At 43.0% G+C, this 16,362-nt stretch carries 12 protein-coding genes; 8 read left to right on the top strand and 4 right to left on the bottom strand.

Annotated features, from left to right (window positions below):
- Positions 1-11 precede the first annotated feature (11 nt).
- Positions 12-2,006, bottom strand: a complete 1,995-nt coding sequence (locus tag ACK1U4_RS00480; RefSeq protein ID WP_419399726.1) for a propionate--CoA ligase — start codon at positions 2,004-2,006, stop codon at positions 12-14.
- A gap of 312 nt (positions 2,007-2,318) precedes the next feature.
- Here ACK1U4_RS00480 and ppc point away from each other — a divergent pair, with 312 nt between their 5' ends.
- The 6 genes from ppc to ACK1U4_RS00450 all read left to right on the top strand — a co-directional run bounded on the left by ppc (position 2,319) and on the right by ACK1U4_RS00450 (position 11,889).
- Entirely contained in the window at positions 2,319-5,063 is a 2,745-nt protein-coding gene (gene ppc, locus ACK1U4_RS00475) for a phosphoenolpyruvate carboxylase (RefSeq protein ID WP_419399725.1), read from the top strand.
- A gap of 371 nt (positions 5,064-5,434) precedes the next feature.
- Positions 5,435-5,758: an ArsR/SmtB family transcription factor gene (locus ACK1U4_RS00470; RefSeq protein WP_419399724.1), complete on the top strand. Its 324-nt coding sequence runs from the start codon at positions 5,435-5,437 to the stop codon at positions 5,756-5,758.
- 15 nt (positions 5,759-5,773) lie between these two features.
- Positions 5,774-6,985 (top strand): NADH:flavin oxidoreductase/NADH oxidase family protein, encoded by a 1,212-nt coding sequence (locus ACK1U4_RS00465; protein ID WP_419399723.1) that lies wholly within the window; start codon positions 5,774-5,776, stop codon positions 6,983-6,985.
- A gap of 162 nt (positions 6,986-7,147) precedes the next feature.
- Positions 7,148-8,428: a L,D-transpeptidase family protein gene (locus ACK1U4_RS00460; RefSeq protein WP_419399722.1), complete on the top strand. Its 1,281-nt coding sequence runs from the start codon at positions 7,148-7,150 to the stop codon at positions 8,426-8,428.
- Between the two features lie 157 nt (positions 8,429-8,585).
- Positions 8,586-9,989, top strand: a complete 1,404-nt coding sequence (gene der, locus ACK1U4_RS00455; protein ID WP_419399721.1) for a ribosome biogenesis GTPase Der — start codon at positions 8,586-8,588, stop codon at positions 9,987-9,989.
- Between the two features lie 46 nt (positions 9,990-10,035).
- Entirely contained in the window at positions 10,036-11,889 is a 1,854-nt protein-coding gene (locus tag ACK1U4_RS00450; RefSeq protein ID WP_419399720.1) for a sensor histidine kinase, read from the top strand.
- Positions 11,890-12,099: 210 nt separating this feature from the next.
- Here ACK1U4_RS00450 and ACK1U4_RS00445 read toward each other — a convergent pair whose 3' ends face one another.
- The 3 genes from ACK1U4_RS00445 to tsaA form a co-directional block, all read right to left on the bottom strand.
- Positions 12,100-13,230 carry a D-alanyl-D-alanine carboxypeptidase family protein gene (locus ACK1U4_RS00445; RefSeq protein WP_419399917.1) on the bottom strand — a complete coding sequence of 377 codons (1,131 nt, stop codon included), beginning with the start codon at positions 13,228-13,230 and terminating at the stop codon, positions 12,100-12,102.
- A 478-nt stretch (positions 13,231-13,708) separates the two neighbouring features.
- The gene (locus ACK1U4_RS00440) at positions 13,709-14,128 is read right to left on the bottom strand and encodes an MCR_0457 family protein (protein WP_419399719.1); all 420 of its coding nucleotides are present in this window, start codon (positions 14,126-14,128) and stop codon (positions 13,709-13,711) included.
- A gap of 226 nt (positions 14,129-14,354) precedes the next feature.
- Entirely contained in the window at positions 14,355-15,092 is a 738-nt protein-coding gene (gene tsaA / locus ACK1U4_RS00435; RefSeq protein ID WP_419399718.1) for a tRNA (N6-threonylcarbamoyladenosine(37)-N6)-methyltransferase TrmO, read from the bottom strand.
- A 148-nt stretch (positions 15,093-15,240) separates the two neighbouring features.
- Between tsaA and ACK1U4_RS00430 the strand changes: the two genes are divergently transcribed.
- Together ACK1U4_RS00430 and ACK1U4_RS00425 are read left to right on the top strand one after the other, a co-directional pair.
- Positions 15,241-16,017: a ferredoxin--NADP reductase gene (locus ACK1U4_RS00430; protein WP_419399717.1), complete on the top strand. Its 777-nt coding sequence runs from the start codon at positions 15,241-15,243 to the stop codon at positions 16,015-16,017.
- Between the two features lie 38 nt (positions 16,018-16,055).
- Complete coding sequence (locus tag ACK1U4_RS00425; RefSeq protein WP_419399716.1) at positions 16,056-16,358, top strand: YeaC family protein; 303 nt, start codon at positions 16,056-16,058, stop codon at positions 16,356-16,358.
- The last annotated feature ends 4 nt before the right edge of the window (positions 16,359-16,362 follow it).

Genomic DNA, 16,362 nt, shown 5'->3' with positions numbered 1-16,362 from the left:
TGTTTAAAAAATTAATAATCCGCAATCGCTTGTTTCACCGCATCAATCGCTGATGGATCATCAAGGGTACTCATATCGCCTGTTTCTTTGCCCTCTGCCAATGCCTTAATCGAACGGCGTAAGATTTTACCCGAGCGAGTTTTTGGCAAGGCTTTCGGGAAATACACAGCAGCAGGTTTTGCCAATGCCCCTAATTGTCTTGCGACCTCACCCACGATTTGTTGTTCGATACGGAAACGGTTTTCGGTATCTTCCACCAACTCGTGATTTTTAAGGATACAGAAGGCAATCGGTAATTCGCCTTTGAGTTCATCATGGATACCGACTACGGCAGATTCTGCCACTTCTGGGTGATGTCCAATCGCCTCTTCGATTTCTTTTGTACCAAGACGGTGTCCTGCCACGTTAATTACGTCATCGGTACGCCCTAAGATATAGTAGTAGCCGTTTTCATCAATCACTGCATAGTCAGAGGTTGAGTATTGTTTACCATCAAGCAGTGAGAAATAGCCATTGATAAAGCGTTCATCATTACGCCAAACCGTGCTTAAACAACCCGGTGGCAAGGGTGATGCAAGCATCAACATCCCTTTTTCATTCGGTTGACAAGGTTCGCCTGTTGCTTCGTTGATGACTTGGGCATCAAAACCAAACATCGGATACCCCGGTGAGCCTTGTTTGTGTGGCTTATGGTCAGCATCATTGGCAAATTTAGGGGCGTGGCTTAGGATAGGCCAGCCTGTTTCGGTTTGCCAGTAGTGGTCAAGAATAGGCACACCCATATGACCTGTTAGCCATTCTGCGGTCGGCTCATCGAGTGGTTCACCTGCCAAGAAGAATGATTTTAGGCTTGAGATGTCATAACGGCTCATCCACATTTCATCTTGTTTGCGAAGCATACGCACGCCAGTCGGTGCGGTGAATAGGATATTGACCTTATTGGCTTCGACAATCCGCCACCAAATCCCTGGGTTCGGAATGGTAGGTAAGCCTTCATACATGATACTGGTCATACCTGCCAATAACGGTGCATAAATGGTAAACGAATGTCCTACCGCCCAGCCGATGTCTGAGATTGCCCAGAAGGTTTCGCCTGCTTTACCATCATAAATCAAGTCCATTGCCGTAGTCATGGCAACCGCATGACCGCCTGTGTCACGTTGCACACCTTTTGGTGTACCTGTCGTACCAGAGGTATAAAGTAGGTACGATGGCTCGTTTGATTCTAACCATACACAAGGTACTTTGGCATTGTTTTCGACACTAATCGCACGCTCAGTGGCATAATCAATGTCTTGTTGCTTGTCACTTTGTATGGCTTCAAACGGCATGATGCCACGGTCAACGACTAGCACTTTGGTATTGCCTTTGGCTTCTTCAACGGCTTTATTCACCAAGTTTTTGTAGTTAATCAGCTTACCACCACGCAGACCTGCATCCACGGTAATCACCATTTTGGCTTCAGCATCGTCCATACGAACAGCTAAGTTATGAGAGGCGAAACCGCCAAATACTACAGAATGAATCGCACCGATACGCACACACGCAAGCATGGCATACGCCGCTTCAAGAATCATCGGCATATAAATCACAACACGGTCACCACGACCCACGCCTTGACGTTGTAGCACATCGGCAAAGTAATTGACTTCTTTATATAAGTCATTGTAGGTCAAACGGCGTTTGGCATAGTCAGTGTATAGCTCGACAGGGTTGCCAAGGGCTTTGAAGGCTTTAACAATATTGGGATAATTGTCGGTCATTTGCTCGTTAATTTCGGTCGAAATCCACACAAATGCGTCCTGCTCGGCACGGTCTTCAAGGTGACGGTCAACCATGTTATAGCAAAGATTGGTTTCGCCACCGACAAACCATTTGGCAAAGGGTAGATTGCTGTCATCAAGAATTTGGGTAGGCTCTTTATGCCAATAGATACGTTTGGCTTGCTCACCCCAAAAGGTGGCTTTGTCATTGAGGGATTGTTGGTGAAGTTCGGTGAATGTCATACGCTGTCCTTAGCAGATTGGATGGTGAAAAACAGGTTTGAAAATAAACTCATTCCATGAATTTATCATAAAATATTTAGGATATTAAATGATACGATGTGTATCGTTTTTAAAATATAACAAAAGCCTTATACAGCGTCAAGGTATATTCATGGTTTATTTATAGATTTTACCGTTCAAATTGATGGCTACGATTTTTTTGCATTGGTATAACCATTTTTTTGAGAAAATCTGCAACTATTCTCAAGCGTTTTGATAGATTTATGCTATGATAAATTTTTTTTAATTTAAGCAAAACACAGAGGAAATGTGATGACCAACACTGACAGCCATGCCACGCTTGACCATCTACTGGACAATGATAAAGATTTGCCATTATTAGAAGACACCCAGTTATTAAGCCGTATTTTGTTAAAAATGTTGGCTGGTCAGACCTCGACCCCTGTGCAACAAACCATTGATGCGTTGCTGGATGGGGCAAATCCACAGACCACCATTCAAGCGATTTTGCCGACCTTAAACCATCAACAACGCAAAAATTTGATTCGTGCTTGTGGATTGTTTGCCCAAGTGTTTAATATCGCTGAAGATATGCACCACGAACGCCGCCGCCTCGCCCATGAGCAGGACGAGTCAGCGTCAAAAAGTAGCTTTGCGTATGTGATGGACGAACTCAAACAACAAGGCTTGTCCGATGCCCAAGTACAACAACAACTCGATGAAACCCATGTCAGTGCGGTGTTGACGGCTCACCCAACCGAGGTACAACGCCAAACGATTTTATCGCTTCATCGCAAAATCCGTGCGTTATTGGAGCAATATCATACCGCAGTCGGTTATCAACGCCAACGTATCGAAGAACAACTAGAAACCGCCCTACTCGCCCAATGGCAAACCAACGAAACACGGCATTTTAAAATCACCGTCAAAGATGAGATTGATAATGGCATTGCGTATTTTGATTTGAGCTTTTTTGAGGCGATTCCGAGCCTATATCGAAAGTTAGATTATCAACTTAAAGAACGCTTTGGCGAAGTTGAATTACCCAATTTGCTAAACATTGGCGGTTGGATTGGTGGTGACCGTGACGGCAATCCGTTTGTGTCTGCCGATACGCTTCGCTATGCGTTTAAACGCCAATCGGCGACGGTGTTTTATTTTTATCGTGACCAATTGGGCAAACTGTATCAAGAATTACCCTTGTCAATTCGTCATGTCAAGGTCAGTGAGGCGGTATTGGCATTGTCGGCTCAATCCCTTGAAGAAGATATTTCACGAGAAGAAGAGCCGTATCGCCGAGCGATTGCCTTTATCTCGTCACGTTTGGTAGCGACTTCACATGTTTTCGATTTGCATTTTGGTTGTCGTTTTGGCTTAAGTGAGCCGTATGCTGACCGAGAGGAATTTTTGCAAGATTTATATGCGGTGTATGATTCGTTGGTCGATAATGGTAGTGAGCTACTTGCCAATGAGCGTTTGACCGATTTAATTCGAGCGGTAGAAGTATTTGGCTTTTACCTCATGCCGTTGGATTTACGCCAATATGCAGGGATTCATGCCGAAACCGTGCATGATTTGTTTAAACACGCTGACCTTGAAGATTATTTGTCATTGTCCGAAACCGCTCGCCAACGTGTGCTATTGCGTGAGCTTGCCACCGCTCGCCCACTGTATAATCCGTATGTCAAATACGATGAGCAAACCCAGCGAGAATTGGCGATTTTTGAGGCGACTGCCGATATCAAAAACCGCTTTGGCGAAACCGCCATTAACCAAACCATCATCTCAAATGCCGAACAAGTCAGCGATATTTTGGCAGTGGCGTTATTGCTGAAAGAAACAGGGCTATTGACCATTCAAAACGGTCAACCGATTAGCCGTTTAAATATCGTACCGTTGTTTGAAACCATCGAAGCCTTGCAAAATAGCACTCGTGTGATGAGTGAATTGCTTGACAAACCTTGGTATAAAGCCATGATTGCCAGCCGTGATAATTTGCAAGAAATCATGCTTGGCTACTCGGATAGTAATAAAGACGGTGGCTATGTCACCAGCCAATGGTCGCTGTACCAAGCCGAGGTACAACTGGTCGAACTTGCCGAAAAATACGCCATTCAGCTTCGCCTGTTCCACGGTCGTGGCGGTAGCGTGGGTCGTGGTGGTGGCCCGTCATTTGAGGCAATTTTGGCACAGCCAGAAGGGTCAGTGGCAGGGCAAATCCGTATCACCGAGCAAGGCGAAGTCATCACCGCCAAATATGCCGATGCAGGCAATGCCGAGCGGAATTTGGAAACCTTGATTGCTGCTACGCTAAAAGCCAGTTTGGTCAGCCATCAACAAGACAATCAAAGCCCAGATACTGACTTGATGAATGAGCTATCGACCAAAGCCTTTGACAGCTATCGCTCGCTGATTACCCAACCGTATTTTATTGATTACTTTTTGCAGACCAGTCTGGTCAAAGAAATCGCCAGTCTAAATATCGGCTCTCGCCCTGCCAGTCGCAAGACCTTGGCACGCATTCAAGACTTGCGAGCGATTCCGTGGGTATTTTCATGGATGCAAAATCGCTTGATGTTGCCTGCGTGGTATGGCTTTGGCACAGCAGTGGAAACCTTAATTAAGGACAATCCAGACAACCTTGCCAAGCTCAAACACAATGCCCAACACACGCCCTTTATGCACGCCATGCTATCGAATATGGCACAGGTAATGGCAAAAACCGATATCAGCATTGCCCAAGCCTATGTCGAATTGGCGGACAACAAGCAAGAAGCTCAAGCGATTTTTGAGCAAATCGTGGCAGAATATGAACGTAGTAAAAACGCCCTGCTCCAACTCACCGACCAACAAACACCACTCGATGATAACCGTTCGTTAGCACGTTCGTTGGCATTGCGTTTGCCATATTTGAATGGGTTAAATTGGCTACAAGTGGCATTGCTAAAAGAACTTCGTACCCAAACCTTTGATGATGAAAGTGCTTATACGTCAGCGTTGAACTTAGTGCATTTGACCATTAATGGTATTGCACAAGGGTTGAGGAATACGGGTTAATATAAATACCACTCACTTTTAAGTTTTAATCCCCCTAAATCCCCCTTTTCAAAGGGGGACTTTTTTTTACCCAAACCGCATCTATGCGAGGCGTATAGCCCCTATTTTATCAAGAGGCAGTTAGGGGAGATTTTGAAAATCACAAAATAAACTTACCATTTTTTACATTACGGCGGTTTTTTTATTTTGACAATTTGCAAACTGACACTTATAATGCGTTTAAATTTTTAAACATATAAACCCATTAAATTATAGTGAATTAAATCAGAAATAACACTTTAAAATTTTGGGCGTACTCAATACGCCCCTACCAAACTGTCTTATTTCTCATTTAAACCACGCTAGAAACCGATTAAATAAGGTGCAATTTTATGCCCCAAGCCACCATGTCATTAATGAAAGATTGCATCCCGATTTTTGTGGTGCTATCAGACGAAAACCGCCATAAGATTTTGCAGTTATTGCTTGAACAAGGCACGATGAATGTCAATCAGCTTACTGAGCAGTTGCACTTATCACGCCCTGCGGTGTCGCATCATCTCAAAATCATGCTTGGGGCTGGTACAGTCAGCGTTGAGCAGATTGGTAAAGAGCGGTTTTATAGCATTGCCATGCATGATGCCACCGAAAAATTACTCCAACTAGCCAATTCAATGACGATTAGTTGCCCAAAAAATCAATATTCACTAAATTAAATCATAGGAAACAATATGTTATTTACCCCCTTTACCTTTAACAATGGCATCACCGCCAAAAACCGTTTTTTCAAATCAGCGATGGAAGAACAACTATCGCAACGTAGCCGTATCTCTGGCGAACTGGTCAAACTCTATGACACATGGGCGAAAGGCGGTACTGGCGTGCTACTGACAGGCAATGTCATGGTATCCAAGCAAGGCAAAGGCTCACCCAAAGATGTGGTGCTTGAACCGTCTGATTTGGCAATGGCAAAAGCGTGGGCGATTGCAGGCATACAAAACGATACCTTATTAATTATGCAAATCAACCACGCAGGCAAGCAATCACCAAAAGCCGTGAATGACACGCCAGTCGCCCCAAGTGCCGTACCACTCAGAGGTATGGACAGCTTTATCAATCCACCACGAGCGTTAGAAGAAAAAGAAATTCTGCAAATCATCCAAGACTTCGCCACCACTGCCGAACTTGCCGAGCAAGCAGGCTTTAGCGGTGTGCAAATTCATGGCGCACATGGGTATTTGATTAGCCAATTTTTATCACCGCATCACAATCAGCGTACCGACCAATGGGGAGGTAGCCTAGAAAACCGTATGCGTTTCTTGGTCGAAGTGTTTAACGCCATCAAAGCCAAAGTATCGGATAAATTTTTGGTCGGTCTAAAGCTCAATTCTGCTGATTTCCAAAAAGGCGGTTTTGATGAAAATGACTCAGTGCAAGTGATTGCCAAAATGTCGGAGCTAGGTATTGATTTTATTGAAGTATCTGGCGGTAACTATGAAAGCCCTGCCATGATGCAAGCAAAAGACAGTACCAAACAGCGTGAAGCTTTCTTCCTTGATTATGCCAAAAAAGTCCGTGCCGTCAGTGATGTACCTTTGATTGTCACAGGTGGCTTCCGCTCAGAATCAGCCATGAATGAAGCGTTAGAAAGCAAAGAATTGGACTTTATCGGTATCGCTCGCCCACTGGCGATTATGCCAGATTTACCCAATCAAATCGCCAACGGCACTTACAAGACGCTTGAAACGCCACCGATTAAAACTGGTGTAAAAAAGGTCGATAAGCTATTCCGCTCAGTGGCTGAGATGGAATGGTATATGATGCAAATGGCTCTTATTGGTCGTGGCAAACGCCCGAATCCCAAGCTATCAGCGTGGCAAGTCATCGCTCATGTGTTGATTGCCAATGGTAAAGCGGGACTGAGTACAGGGCGTGCGAAGTAAGCTTAGGGCGATTTACAAATCTTGCACATTTCTTTTATGGCAATGACAAAAATGCTTAAGCAAAGGGGGTATTATTCTGCTATATTACCCCCTTTTGATTAAACTATTTTTCTCTCTTTTGTCGTGTGAATGCCCCAGATATCAAGGTTAACCAGCTCACTTATGCCATTTTTTTCACCCATGTTTACCAAATCTTCTTCTCTGTTACTATTATGTATGGCGTTACCTTTGACGCTGACTGCCTGCCAACGCTCAGATACCGATAAATCCACCTTAACAAGTGACACAACTGCATCCGCACCTGCCTCTACAGTCGCTTCTACACCTGTCCCCGTGTTGCGTCCTAATGTCAGTCAACAGTTTGTTGGGACTAGCCCTATCGAGGTGCGTTTGGCATACGCTTTGCCAGAGATTCCTTATACCACTGATAATTTACCGAGTTTTGCCCAAACGGTCAATCAAGCCAGTTGGGGCGATTCATCCGACCTCATACACAGCATGACCGCCAGCCAGTCTGCATCAACCGCCAATGACTTCGCCAACACGTCATCCAATCAGTTATCCACCAATTTGGCAAGCACCACGCCAGCCTCATCCGTAAGCCCTGTATCGGTTGATAATACTAAAATCACCAAAAAGCTTCCTGCCAAACTGGACCAAGCCACTATTATCAAAATTCAAGCCTTGCTAAATTGGCATAATCATGGTGTGGGTGCAGTCAATGGTAAAATGAGCCGAAATGTCATCAAAGCCATGAATGTGTTTCAACAAAAGCACAATCTAGCAGTCACTAGCGAAATGGATGAGGCGACATGGAAAGCGTTGACCAGCGATGAAAAATTGAATCAACAACCTGTGTTAATTAATTACACATTAACCAAAGATGATGTACATATTCCTTATCATACCAAAGGGATGCAATATACCAGTGTGCGTGAGGCAGTGGCAGAACGCTTCCACATGAGCCGAAGCTTGCTCAGTCAACTAAATCCTGACACGCCATTAAAAGTGGGTAATACCATCACAGTTTATAACCCTTACCAGCCTAACATGACCGAAATCACCAAGGTTGTGGCAAATAAAAAACGCAATTTATTGTATGCCTATGATAAAACAGGCAGATTGGTGGCAAGCTATCCGACCACGGTTGGTAGCCAATACACCCCTTCACCATCTGGTACGCTCAAAGTCATCAACCGTGTCATTAACCCCACGTATAATAAAGATTTTTCTAATAAAGATTCAGTGCTACCGCCCGGCCCAAACAATCCTGTAGGACGTGTATGGATTGGTTTATCCAAAAAAAGCTTTGGCATTCATGGTTCACCCGAACCTGAAATGATTAGTCAACAAAAATCTCATGGTTGTGTGCGTTTGACCAATTGGGATGCGTTGGCATTGTATGGCACGATTGCGGACGGTGCAGAAGTCATTTTTGAATAGTTTTAACTATATTTGGCAAATCCACCCCGAAACTGGTAAACTACACAGCATATATAGGGATGCTACCTATACCCCCATTTTTGACACCAACCCAACATTGCTAGACGATGTTGGGTTTATCAAATTCTATTGATTATTTTTTAGGAATTACCAGCGTATGAAGCCTGTTGTCGCCCTCATTGGTCGCCCAAATGTGGGTAAATCCACACTATTTAACCAACTCACTCGCAGTCGCCAAGCCCTTGTGGCGGATTTGGCAGGGCTGACTCGTGACCGTCAATATGGCGACGCCACGTTTGAGGATAAGTCATTTATTGTCATTGACACTGGCGGTATTGGCGAGATGGATGATGGCGATGGCACGATTGATGACTATATGTCGCACCAATCGCACACAGCCATTCACGAAGCGGATATCATCGTGTTTGTGGTGGATACTCGTGCAGGCATCACAGGGGCGGATGAGGTTATTGCCAAACAACTGCATACCCTTGGCAAACCTGTATTTTTGGTCGCCAATAAAATTGATGGCGTGCATGAAGCCACTGTGAATGAGTTTTTTGAATTGGGCTTTGGCGAGCCGTTTCCGATGTCTGCCAGTCATGGACGAGGCATGAGCAATTTATTGGAGTCATTGACTGCCAATATGCCAACCCAAGACCAAGAAGAACAAGCCCCAGAAGGGTTACGTATTGCCATTATCGGTCGTCCCAATGTTGGCAAATCCACCCTTGTCAATCGCTTACTCGGTGAAGAGCGGGTGGTGGTGTTTGATATGCCGGGTACGACTCGTGACAGTATTTATATTCCGTATGAGCGTGACGGTCGCCATTATGTATTGATTGACACCGCAGGGGTACGCCGTCGTGGACGCATTGACGAAAAAGTCGAAAAATTTTCGGTCATCAAAACCCTACAAGCCATCAAAGATGCCCACGTGGTCATCATCGTGATTGATGCCCAAGAAGGCATTGCCGACCAAGACCTGAATTTACTCGGCTATGCCCTCGAAGCAGGTCGTGCCATGGTGGTGGCGATTAACAAATGGGACGGGCTTGACCAAGACCAAAAGAACTTTGTGAAAATCGAGATGGATAGACGCTTTAATTTTATTCCTTATGTCAAATTTCACTTAATTTCTGCCTTACATGGCACAGGCGTGGGTAATCTTTATCCCTCCATTCATAAAGCCTATGATTCGGCAATGTTTGACATTTCGACCAGTCGCTTGACCCAAATTCTACAAGATGCCGTCACCGCTCACCAACCGCCTATGGTCGGTGGTAGACGTATCAAACTACGATTTGCCCACCTTGGTGGACACAACCCACCGATTATCGTGATTCATGGTAACCAAACCAGCCAAGTACCTAACAGCTACCGCCGTTATCTTGAAAACGAATTTCGTAAAGTCTTCAAACTCGAAGGTACGCCTGTGCGTGTGGAATTTAAACAAAATGAAAACCCCTACGCCAATCGCAAAAATACCTTGACCGATGCCCAAAAAGAACGTAAACGCCGAGAGGTACAAAAATTTAGAAAACGGGATAAAAAACGCTAATAAATTCATAGACAACTTTTCACCCTAACCCAATGGAAGCACCTGTATGGCGACCAGTTCACTCAATTACCAAGCTTTGGCAAGACGCTTTATTATATTGCCATTCTTACTAATTTTGTTTACTTGCTCTTGTCTTTATATTTATACCAGTCTGTCCGACACCATTAAATATGAGGTCGCCATAACCCAACACACAGGGCAACTGCTTGCTAAAACAGCTGCTATTAAAAATACTACATTGATTTCGGATCAAGTCGAAGCCACCTTGGCTCACTCCCCCCAAATCGAAAGTATCATGTTTTTTCCCACCAATACACCCAAAGCAACGACCAGCATCATGAGCTTTAAGAATATTTTTCTTGAAAAATATCAAGGTATTAGTGAGCCTGTTTTTATTGAACAATCTGCCACCCCCACCGATAATACTGCCGTCAAGCAATTAATCGGCTATATTAACATCACCCTCAACTTACAAACTGTGCGTTATACTTGGCTAAAAAACAACTTACCTGCTTTTTCACTGATTATTGTCTTATCAATTGCTATGCTAGCTTTTATTTTAGCTACAGTAAAAAAAAGCATCAAACGTCTACCTTATTTAGAAAGTCTAAGTCACCGAATTTTACAAGATGAATCCATCAGCTTAACCAATGAGGATTTAGCACCCAAAAGCAACGAAGGGATATGGGTGTTTGAACACGCGTTATGGCATCTTATTAGCAAACAAAAAATGAGCCTTCATCAAATTGAGCAACTCAACACCGAAAAACAACTGGTAAGGGAAGAAGAGCTTCGCCAAATTTCGCACCATTCTAGCTTTCAAAACACCCTAACCCATGAGTTTAAAATCTCTTTGAATCGTATTGAGGCAGGGTTACAATTGCTCAAAAACCAATATATTAGCAATGAACAAAAAGATGCCTTTGACATCATCAGCACAGGAACAGCCGACCTCAACTCTAAGCTTAATCAGATTATTCAAATTAATCGAATCGAAAAAGGGCAAGCAAATATTGAAAAAGCACAATTTAGCCCTTCTCGCCTAATTAGCGATGTCATTGAAAAATTTCAAGTCATGGCGAATGATAAAAACTTACTACTCATCGCAAAAGTCTATCATGCCGACTATGTACTAGAAGGGGATGTGCAGAAAATTCGCTTGGTTCTCTCATCACTGGTCGAAAATGCTATCCGTTTTACTGACAAGGGTAGTGTGACCATTATTTCTCAGCTCCAACACCTCGAAAAAACCATCCGTTGGGCATTAGAGGTGCAAGATACAGGGATTGGCATTGCCGAAAACTATCAACAGCAAGTGTTTGAACCCTTTTTCCAAATCAACCCTGAAATTAAACACAGTGTGAATAAAGACACCGTGGGGCTATTTTTGGTTAAAAAACTCACAGAGCTAATCAATGGGCAAATCACCCTTACCAGTCGTGTTGATGAAGGCACAAGTATCAATTTATCGCTTATCTTAGATGATTGGAAAACCAATTACGATCGTAACTTACTGAAAGATAAAAGCTTTGCCGTTTGGTATGAAGATGACACCATCCTACAAAATGCCCAGCGTCTAAAACAAGCAGGTGGTACATTTAAAGGATTTAATGACCCAGATTTATTATTGGATTATCTATTAAAGCATAATACCGATATGCTACTGATTTCCTATCTTGTCAGTCAAGAAAAAGTCTTAAAACTCGTCAAAAACTTACGCCTACAAGAAGAGCAACACCGTATTCTCATTGTACGCTACTATCAACCGTCACAACTGAGTGATATCGATGTTGAAAATCTAAAAAGCGTGGGCGTAGATTATGCAGAGGCAATCGCTGAATCGGAGATTTCTTTTGATTTAAACGAATACCTCAAACATATTTTGCAGTATTTGGTATGATAGATAGGGAGTATAGATTTTTTTGAAAACTTTGGGCATATACGATACGCCCCTACTAAACACTTCGCTAGGCTTGTCTTGCGAGGTGTAACCCACGAAAAATCATATTATATATGAAGGTATAGCCCCCTCTTTCGTAAAGAGGGGATTGGGGGAGATTTAAATGATATTAATATCAACAGTTTATAATTTATCTTAACCCAGACCCAGTTAAAATAAATTCTTAAAAAACACTACCACGTGTTGCCACATGCGTTTAAAAAAACCTGCTTGTTCCACAGCCGTTTGAGCCACCAATGGCACGGAAGCCACCTGCTTACCATCCACCACCGCAATGATTTTGCCCACCGCTTGTCCTTGGGTCAAGGGTGCATTGACTTGCTTAGGTAATTCTACCACCGTACTGACTTTATCTTGATCCACTTTTGGCAATAATACTTGTAAATTGCTTTGGGTAACGACTGGAACACTATCGACTGCCCCAAAATTGACAGCGATATTACCGTAGGCTTTGTTGGCTGGACTGGCGACTTTGGTGGCATAATGCCCAAATCCCCAATTAAGCAAATTGCGTGATTGGTCAGCACGCTGTTGCATACTCTTTGTTCCCATAATCACCGAGATTAACCGCATATCCCCACGCTTGCTCGATGATACTAAACAATAGCCCGCTTCTGAGGTATGCCCTGTTTTTAGTCCATCGACCGTGGGGTCTGTGAATAACAACGCATTGCGATTGCCTTGGGTAATGCCATTATAGGTAAATTCTTTTTGGCGATAAATTGGGTAATATTTACCACTATTTTTGATAATCGCTTGGGCAAGTTTTGCCATATCTTGTGCTGAGGCTTGATGCCCTTGAGCAGGCATGCCTGTTGGGTTGACAAAATGCGTATTGGTCATGCCAATTTTTTTGGCTTCTTGATTCATCAAGTCAGCAAAAGCCCCTTCACTGCCTGCAATGTGCTGTGCCATCGCTTTTGACGCATCATTACCTGACTGGATGATAATACCTTTAAGCATATCAATCACAGGGGCAGATTTATTGACAGGCACATACATACATGACTCTTCGCTTGTGCCTTTACACCACGCTTCTGGGGTCATCAGTACAGGTTCATTTTCTTTTAACGACCCAGCTAATAGGCGTTGCTCGATGATATAACTGGTCATCATCTTGGTCAAAGAGGCAGGCGGAAATGGCTGATTGGCATTTTTTTGAGCCAATATCGTGCCTGTGTCATAATCCATTAAAATATAGGCTGAATTATCCAATTCAGGCGGTGCAATGCTAGCGTGAGCCACATGGCTGGACAATGCTAGCACAGCGACCAAAGGCATGGCGATTCGTCTAATGTGATGGGGAAAGGTATTAAATTGGGGAAAAACGCTGGCGGTCATGTCACTTACTCGTTACGCTAGGTGAGAAAAAATTCAATGCTAAAAATACGATAATGAATAAATCAGAAATAAGACTTAAAAATTTTGGGCGTATACCATACGCCCCTTCCAAACTGTCTTACGGCTTATTTAAATGACTAAGTAAATGAACAAATTTAAATTATAATCTAATTTTCCGTGGGTTACGCTTTGCTAACCCACGCTACGAGGTTGAATGTTATAAGATAATTTTGTCCCTTTACTTATCATAATTAACCATAAATGTCAGTATCACTGACCCACAAAATTCACATATCTTATCAAATTGACGCCCAACAATAAAGTTTAAAATCAATTCTTTATCATGTGTTTTTGGATTTTTTATCCCATAAAAAACAAAGCCTTTTAGGTGACTAAAAGGCTCGATATATTTTAGATACTAGTATTTTGCGGTTGCTAGTTCTCGACACAGTTGCTTATTATCTTCTTTAGAATAACTTAACGTCCATTGGCGTGTGTCATTTAAGATGGCTTTATAATCTTGTTGGGTGGATAAATATTGTACTGCCGTGCGTGGGTCGCTGATGGTTGGCATCAATCGCTTTAGCTCGATATTATAGGCTTTGTTAAAGCTTTTTTGTTGCACAGGATTGAGCATCGCAGGACAAATTTCTGATAGCACTTGCAACACTGCCACTTCTTCTTTGGTGGTGGTTAATCCAGACATATCAATGGCAATGGTGGCATTTGGACTTTGCGGTGCAGCTACACTCACCAAACTCGCTGATAAGGTCGTAACGGCTAATAAACATTTGGAAACTATAGACTGAGAAACACGAGGTAATCTGACGTAAGACATGACTATTCCTAATTGAATCAGTAAATCAACTGTAGCCTCAATATCAATGGCTACACATAGCGTATTTTATGGTGCTTATCATACTCAAAATTTGTGTGACTGTCAGATAAAAAAGCCATGAATTCTAAGGCTTTTTGTGAAGATTTTTGTGTATTTGCAATATTTTAGCAATAATCAAATAGCAAATGAGAATAGCTATTGATTAGGCTGACAAAACACCATCCAATCAAATCGCCAACAAATTTTTTATCACCAATTGTTGTTCTGCATTTGACATAAACCCCACATCCCATTGCCCATATCGCATCACAAAATCTTGCCCCACTTCCTGTTGCCGATAAGCAGGTCTAGGGTCTTGGGCAATTAATTGTGTAATGACCTCAACATCAGCTAAGGTTAACTGTTTGGTTTGAATGAGCTGTTCCAGCTGTTGTTTGGCATCTTCACTGAGTTGCACAGGCTTTGGTGTGGGTTGTTGTTGGGCAAAACCACTGGTGGCATTAGCAATACTATCGCTATACGCCAAATACGGCTTAATGTCGATAATGGGCGTGCCATCGACCATATCCGCCCCTAACACATATAGGCGAACACCCTTATCATCTGCTTCAAGGCGATTAAATTGCACCACGGACAAGCCAATATTGGCAGGGCGGTACATACTGCGAGTGGCAAATACGCCAATTTTTTCATTACCACCCAACCGTGGCGGACGCACTTGCGGACGAAACTTATCTTTGGCATTGCCTACCACACGATTTTGATGAAACTGCCAAATCAACCACAAATGGCTAAACTGCTCAATGCCATCAAAGGCGTTGGGGTCAGCAAAAGGCTTGGTAATCTCAATCACCGCTTCCACCGCCACCAAATTCGGCTGTCTGGGCGTACCAAATTTTTGGGTCAGCGGTGAACGAAGATAGCCAATAATCGGCAAGGTCAAGGTATCGTATGGATTGTGCATAAAAAACGCTATATCATATTTTTAACTTTTATTATGCCATTTTTTTGTGAGAAAAGCCGAGGTTTTGACTGAAAAATGACAAAAAATTTGCTATCATACGCCACACAATTTTTTGAAATTTTTATCATCATTGTTAGGGCGAAATACCATGTCAAAGTTTTATGAAGAAACCGTCACTTATGTGCATCACTGGAATGATACCTTATTTAGCCTAAAGACCACTCGTAATGATGGGTTGCGTTTTCGTAATGGTGAATTTGCTATGATTGGATTGGAAGTCAATGGCAAGCCTTTAATGCGTGCGTATTCGATTGCCAGCCCAAATTATGATGAAGAATTGGAATTTTATTCCATTAAAGTCCAAGACGGCCCTTTGACCTCGATTTTGCAACATATCAAAGTTGGTGATAAATTGCTAATTAGCAAAAAACCCACAGGTACACTGGTGCTTGATGACTTAAATCCCGGAAAACATCTGTATATGCTAGCTACTGGCACAGGGCTTGCCCCCTTCTTATCATTGGCTCGTGACCCAGAAGCGTATGAACGCTTTGAAAAAGTCATCGTGGTGCATGGTGTGCGGTATGTCAGCGAATTGGGCTACCGTGAAATGTTTGAAAAAAGCCTATTTGAAGACGAACTATTGGCAGATTTTGTCAAAGATAAATTGATTTATTATCCCACTGTCACTCGTGAGCCATTTCGCAACCAAGGTCGCATGACTGACTTGATGAAATCTGGCAAATTATTTGAAGATATCGGCTTACCACCAATCAATCCAATCGATGACCGTGCGATGATTTGCGGTAGCCCATCAATGAATAAAGATGTTGCCATCATGCTGGATGAATTTGGTCTAAAAGCCTCACCACGCATGGGTGGAACAGGGGATTATGTGGTAGAACGTGCGTTTGTTGAACAATAACAACCACATAAATTTTTGTTTAGACCGAGGTAATAAATATGGATAAACAAACGATTTTATCAGCATTAACCCCAGAGGTTGTCGAAAAATTTCGCACCGCCATCGCCCTTGGTAAATGGGAAAATGGCACAATGCTAACCGAAGAACAACGTCATACTTGCATGCAGGCGGTGATGGTGTGGGAACATGAATTTTTGCCCCAAGAGGAACGCACAGGCTACATTCATCGCCCAAAAAAAGAGTCTGAAGACTGTGACATCGGGCATGACCACCATTATCCGCATCAGTTACCCAATACTGATAGTGTAGCAGATACAGAACAATTGGTTAAATTTCGATAAATTT

This window comes from Moraxella sp. TY6 (assembly GCF_048551375.1).
In the GTDB taxonomy this organism is placed as follows: Bacteria; Pseudomonadota; Gammaproteobacteria; order Pseudomonadales; family Moraxellaceae; genus Faucicola.
The sequence above is the reverse complement of the archived record's forward strand: the minus strand, read 5'-3'. Positions and strand labels throughout refer to the sequence as shown.

What these genes read in the sequence shown, in the direction of transcription:
- ACK1U4_RS00480 (WP_419399726.1), bottom strand. Translation starts at nt 2,006, where the DNA reads ATGACATTCACCGAACTTCACCAACAATCCCTCAATGACAAAGCCACC.
- ACK1U4_RS00450 (WP_419399720.1), top strand. Translation starts at nt 10,036, where the DNA reads ATGGCGACCAGTTCACTCAATTACCAAGCTTTGGCAAGACGCTTTATT.
- ACK1U4_RS00425 (WP_419399716.1), top strand. Translation starts at nt 16,056, where the DNA reads ATGGATAAACAAACGATTTTATCAGCATTAACCCCAGAGGTTGTCGAA.
- ACK1U4_RS00440 (WP_419399719.1), bottom strand. Translation starts at nt 14,128, where the DNA reads ATGTCTTACGTCAGATTACCTCGTGTTTCTCAGTCTATAGTTTCCAAA.
- ppc (WP_419399725.1), top strand. Translation starts at nt 2,319, where the DNA reads ATGACCAACACTGACAGCCATGCCACGCTTGACCATCTACTGGACAAT.
- ACK1U4_RS00470 (WP_419399724.1), top strand. Translation starts at nt 5,435, where the DNA reads ATGCCCCAAGCCACCATGTCATTAATGAAAGATTGCATCCCGATTTTT.
- ACK1U4_RS00445 (WP_419399917.1), bottom strand. Translation starts at nt 13,230, where the DNA reads ATGCCTTTGGTCGCTGTGCTAGCATTGTCCAGCCATGTGGCTCACGCT.
- ACK1U4_RS00430 (WP_419399717.1), top strand. Translation starts at nt 15,241, where the DNA reads ATGTCAAAGTTTTATGAAGAAACCGTCACTTATGTGCATCACTGGAAT.
- tsaA (WP_419399718.1), bottom strand. Translation starts at nt 15,092, where the DNA reads ATGCACAATCCATACGATACCTTGACCTTGCCGATTATTGGCTATCTT.
- der (WP_419399721.1), top strand. Translation starts at nt 8,586, where the DNA reads ATGAAGCCTGTTGTCGCCCTCATTGGTCGCCCAAATGTGGGTAAATCC.
- ACK1U4_RS00465 (WP_419399723.1), top strand. Translation starts at nt 5,774, where the DNA reads ATGTTATTTACCCCCTTTACCTTTAACAATGGCATCACCGCCAAAAAC.
- ACK1U4_RS00460 (WP_419399722.1), top strand. Translation starts at nt 7,148, where the DNA reads ATGCCATTTTTTTCACCCATGTTTACCAAATCTTCTTCTCTGTTACTA.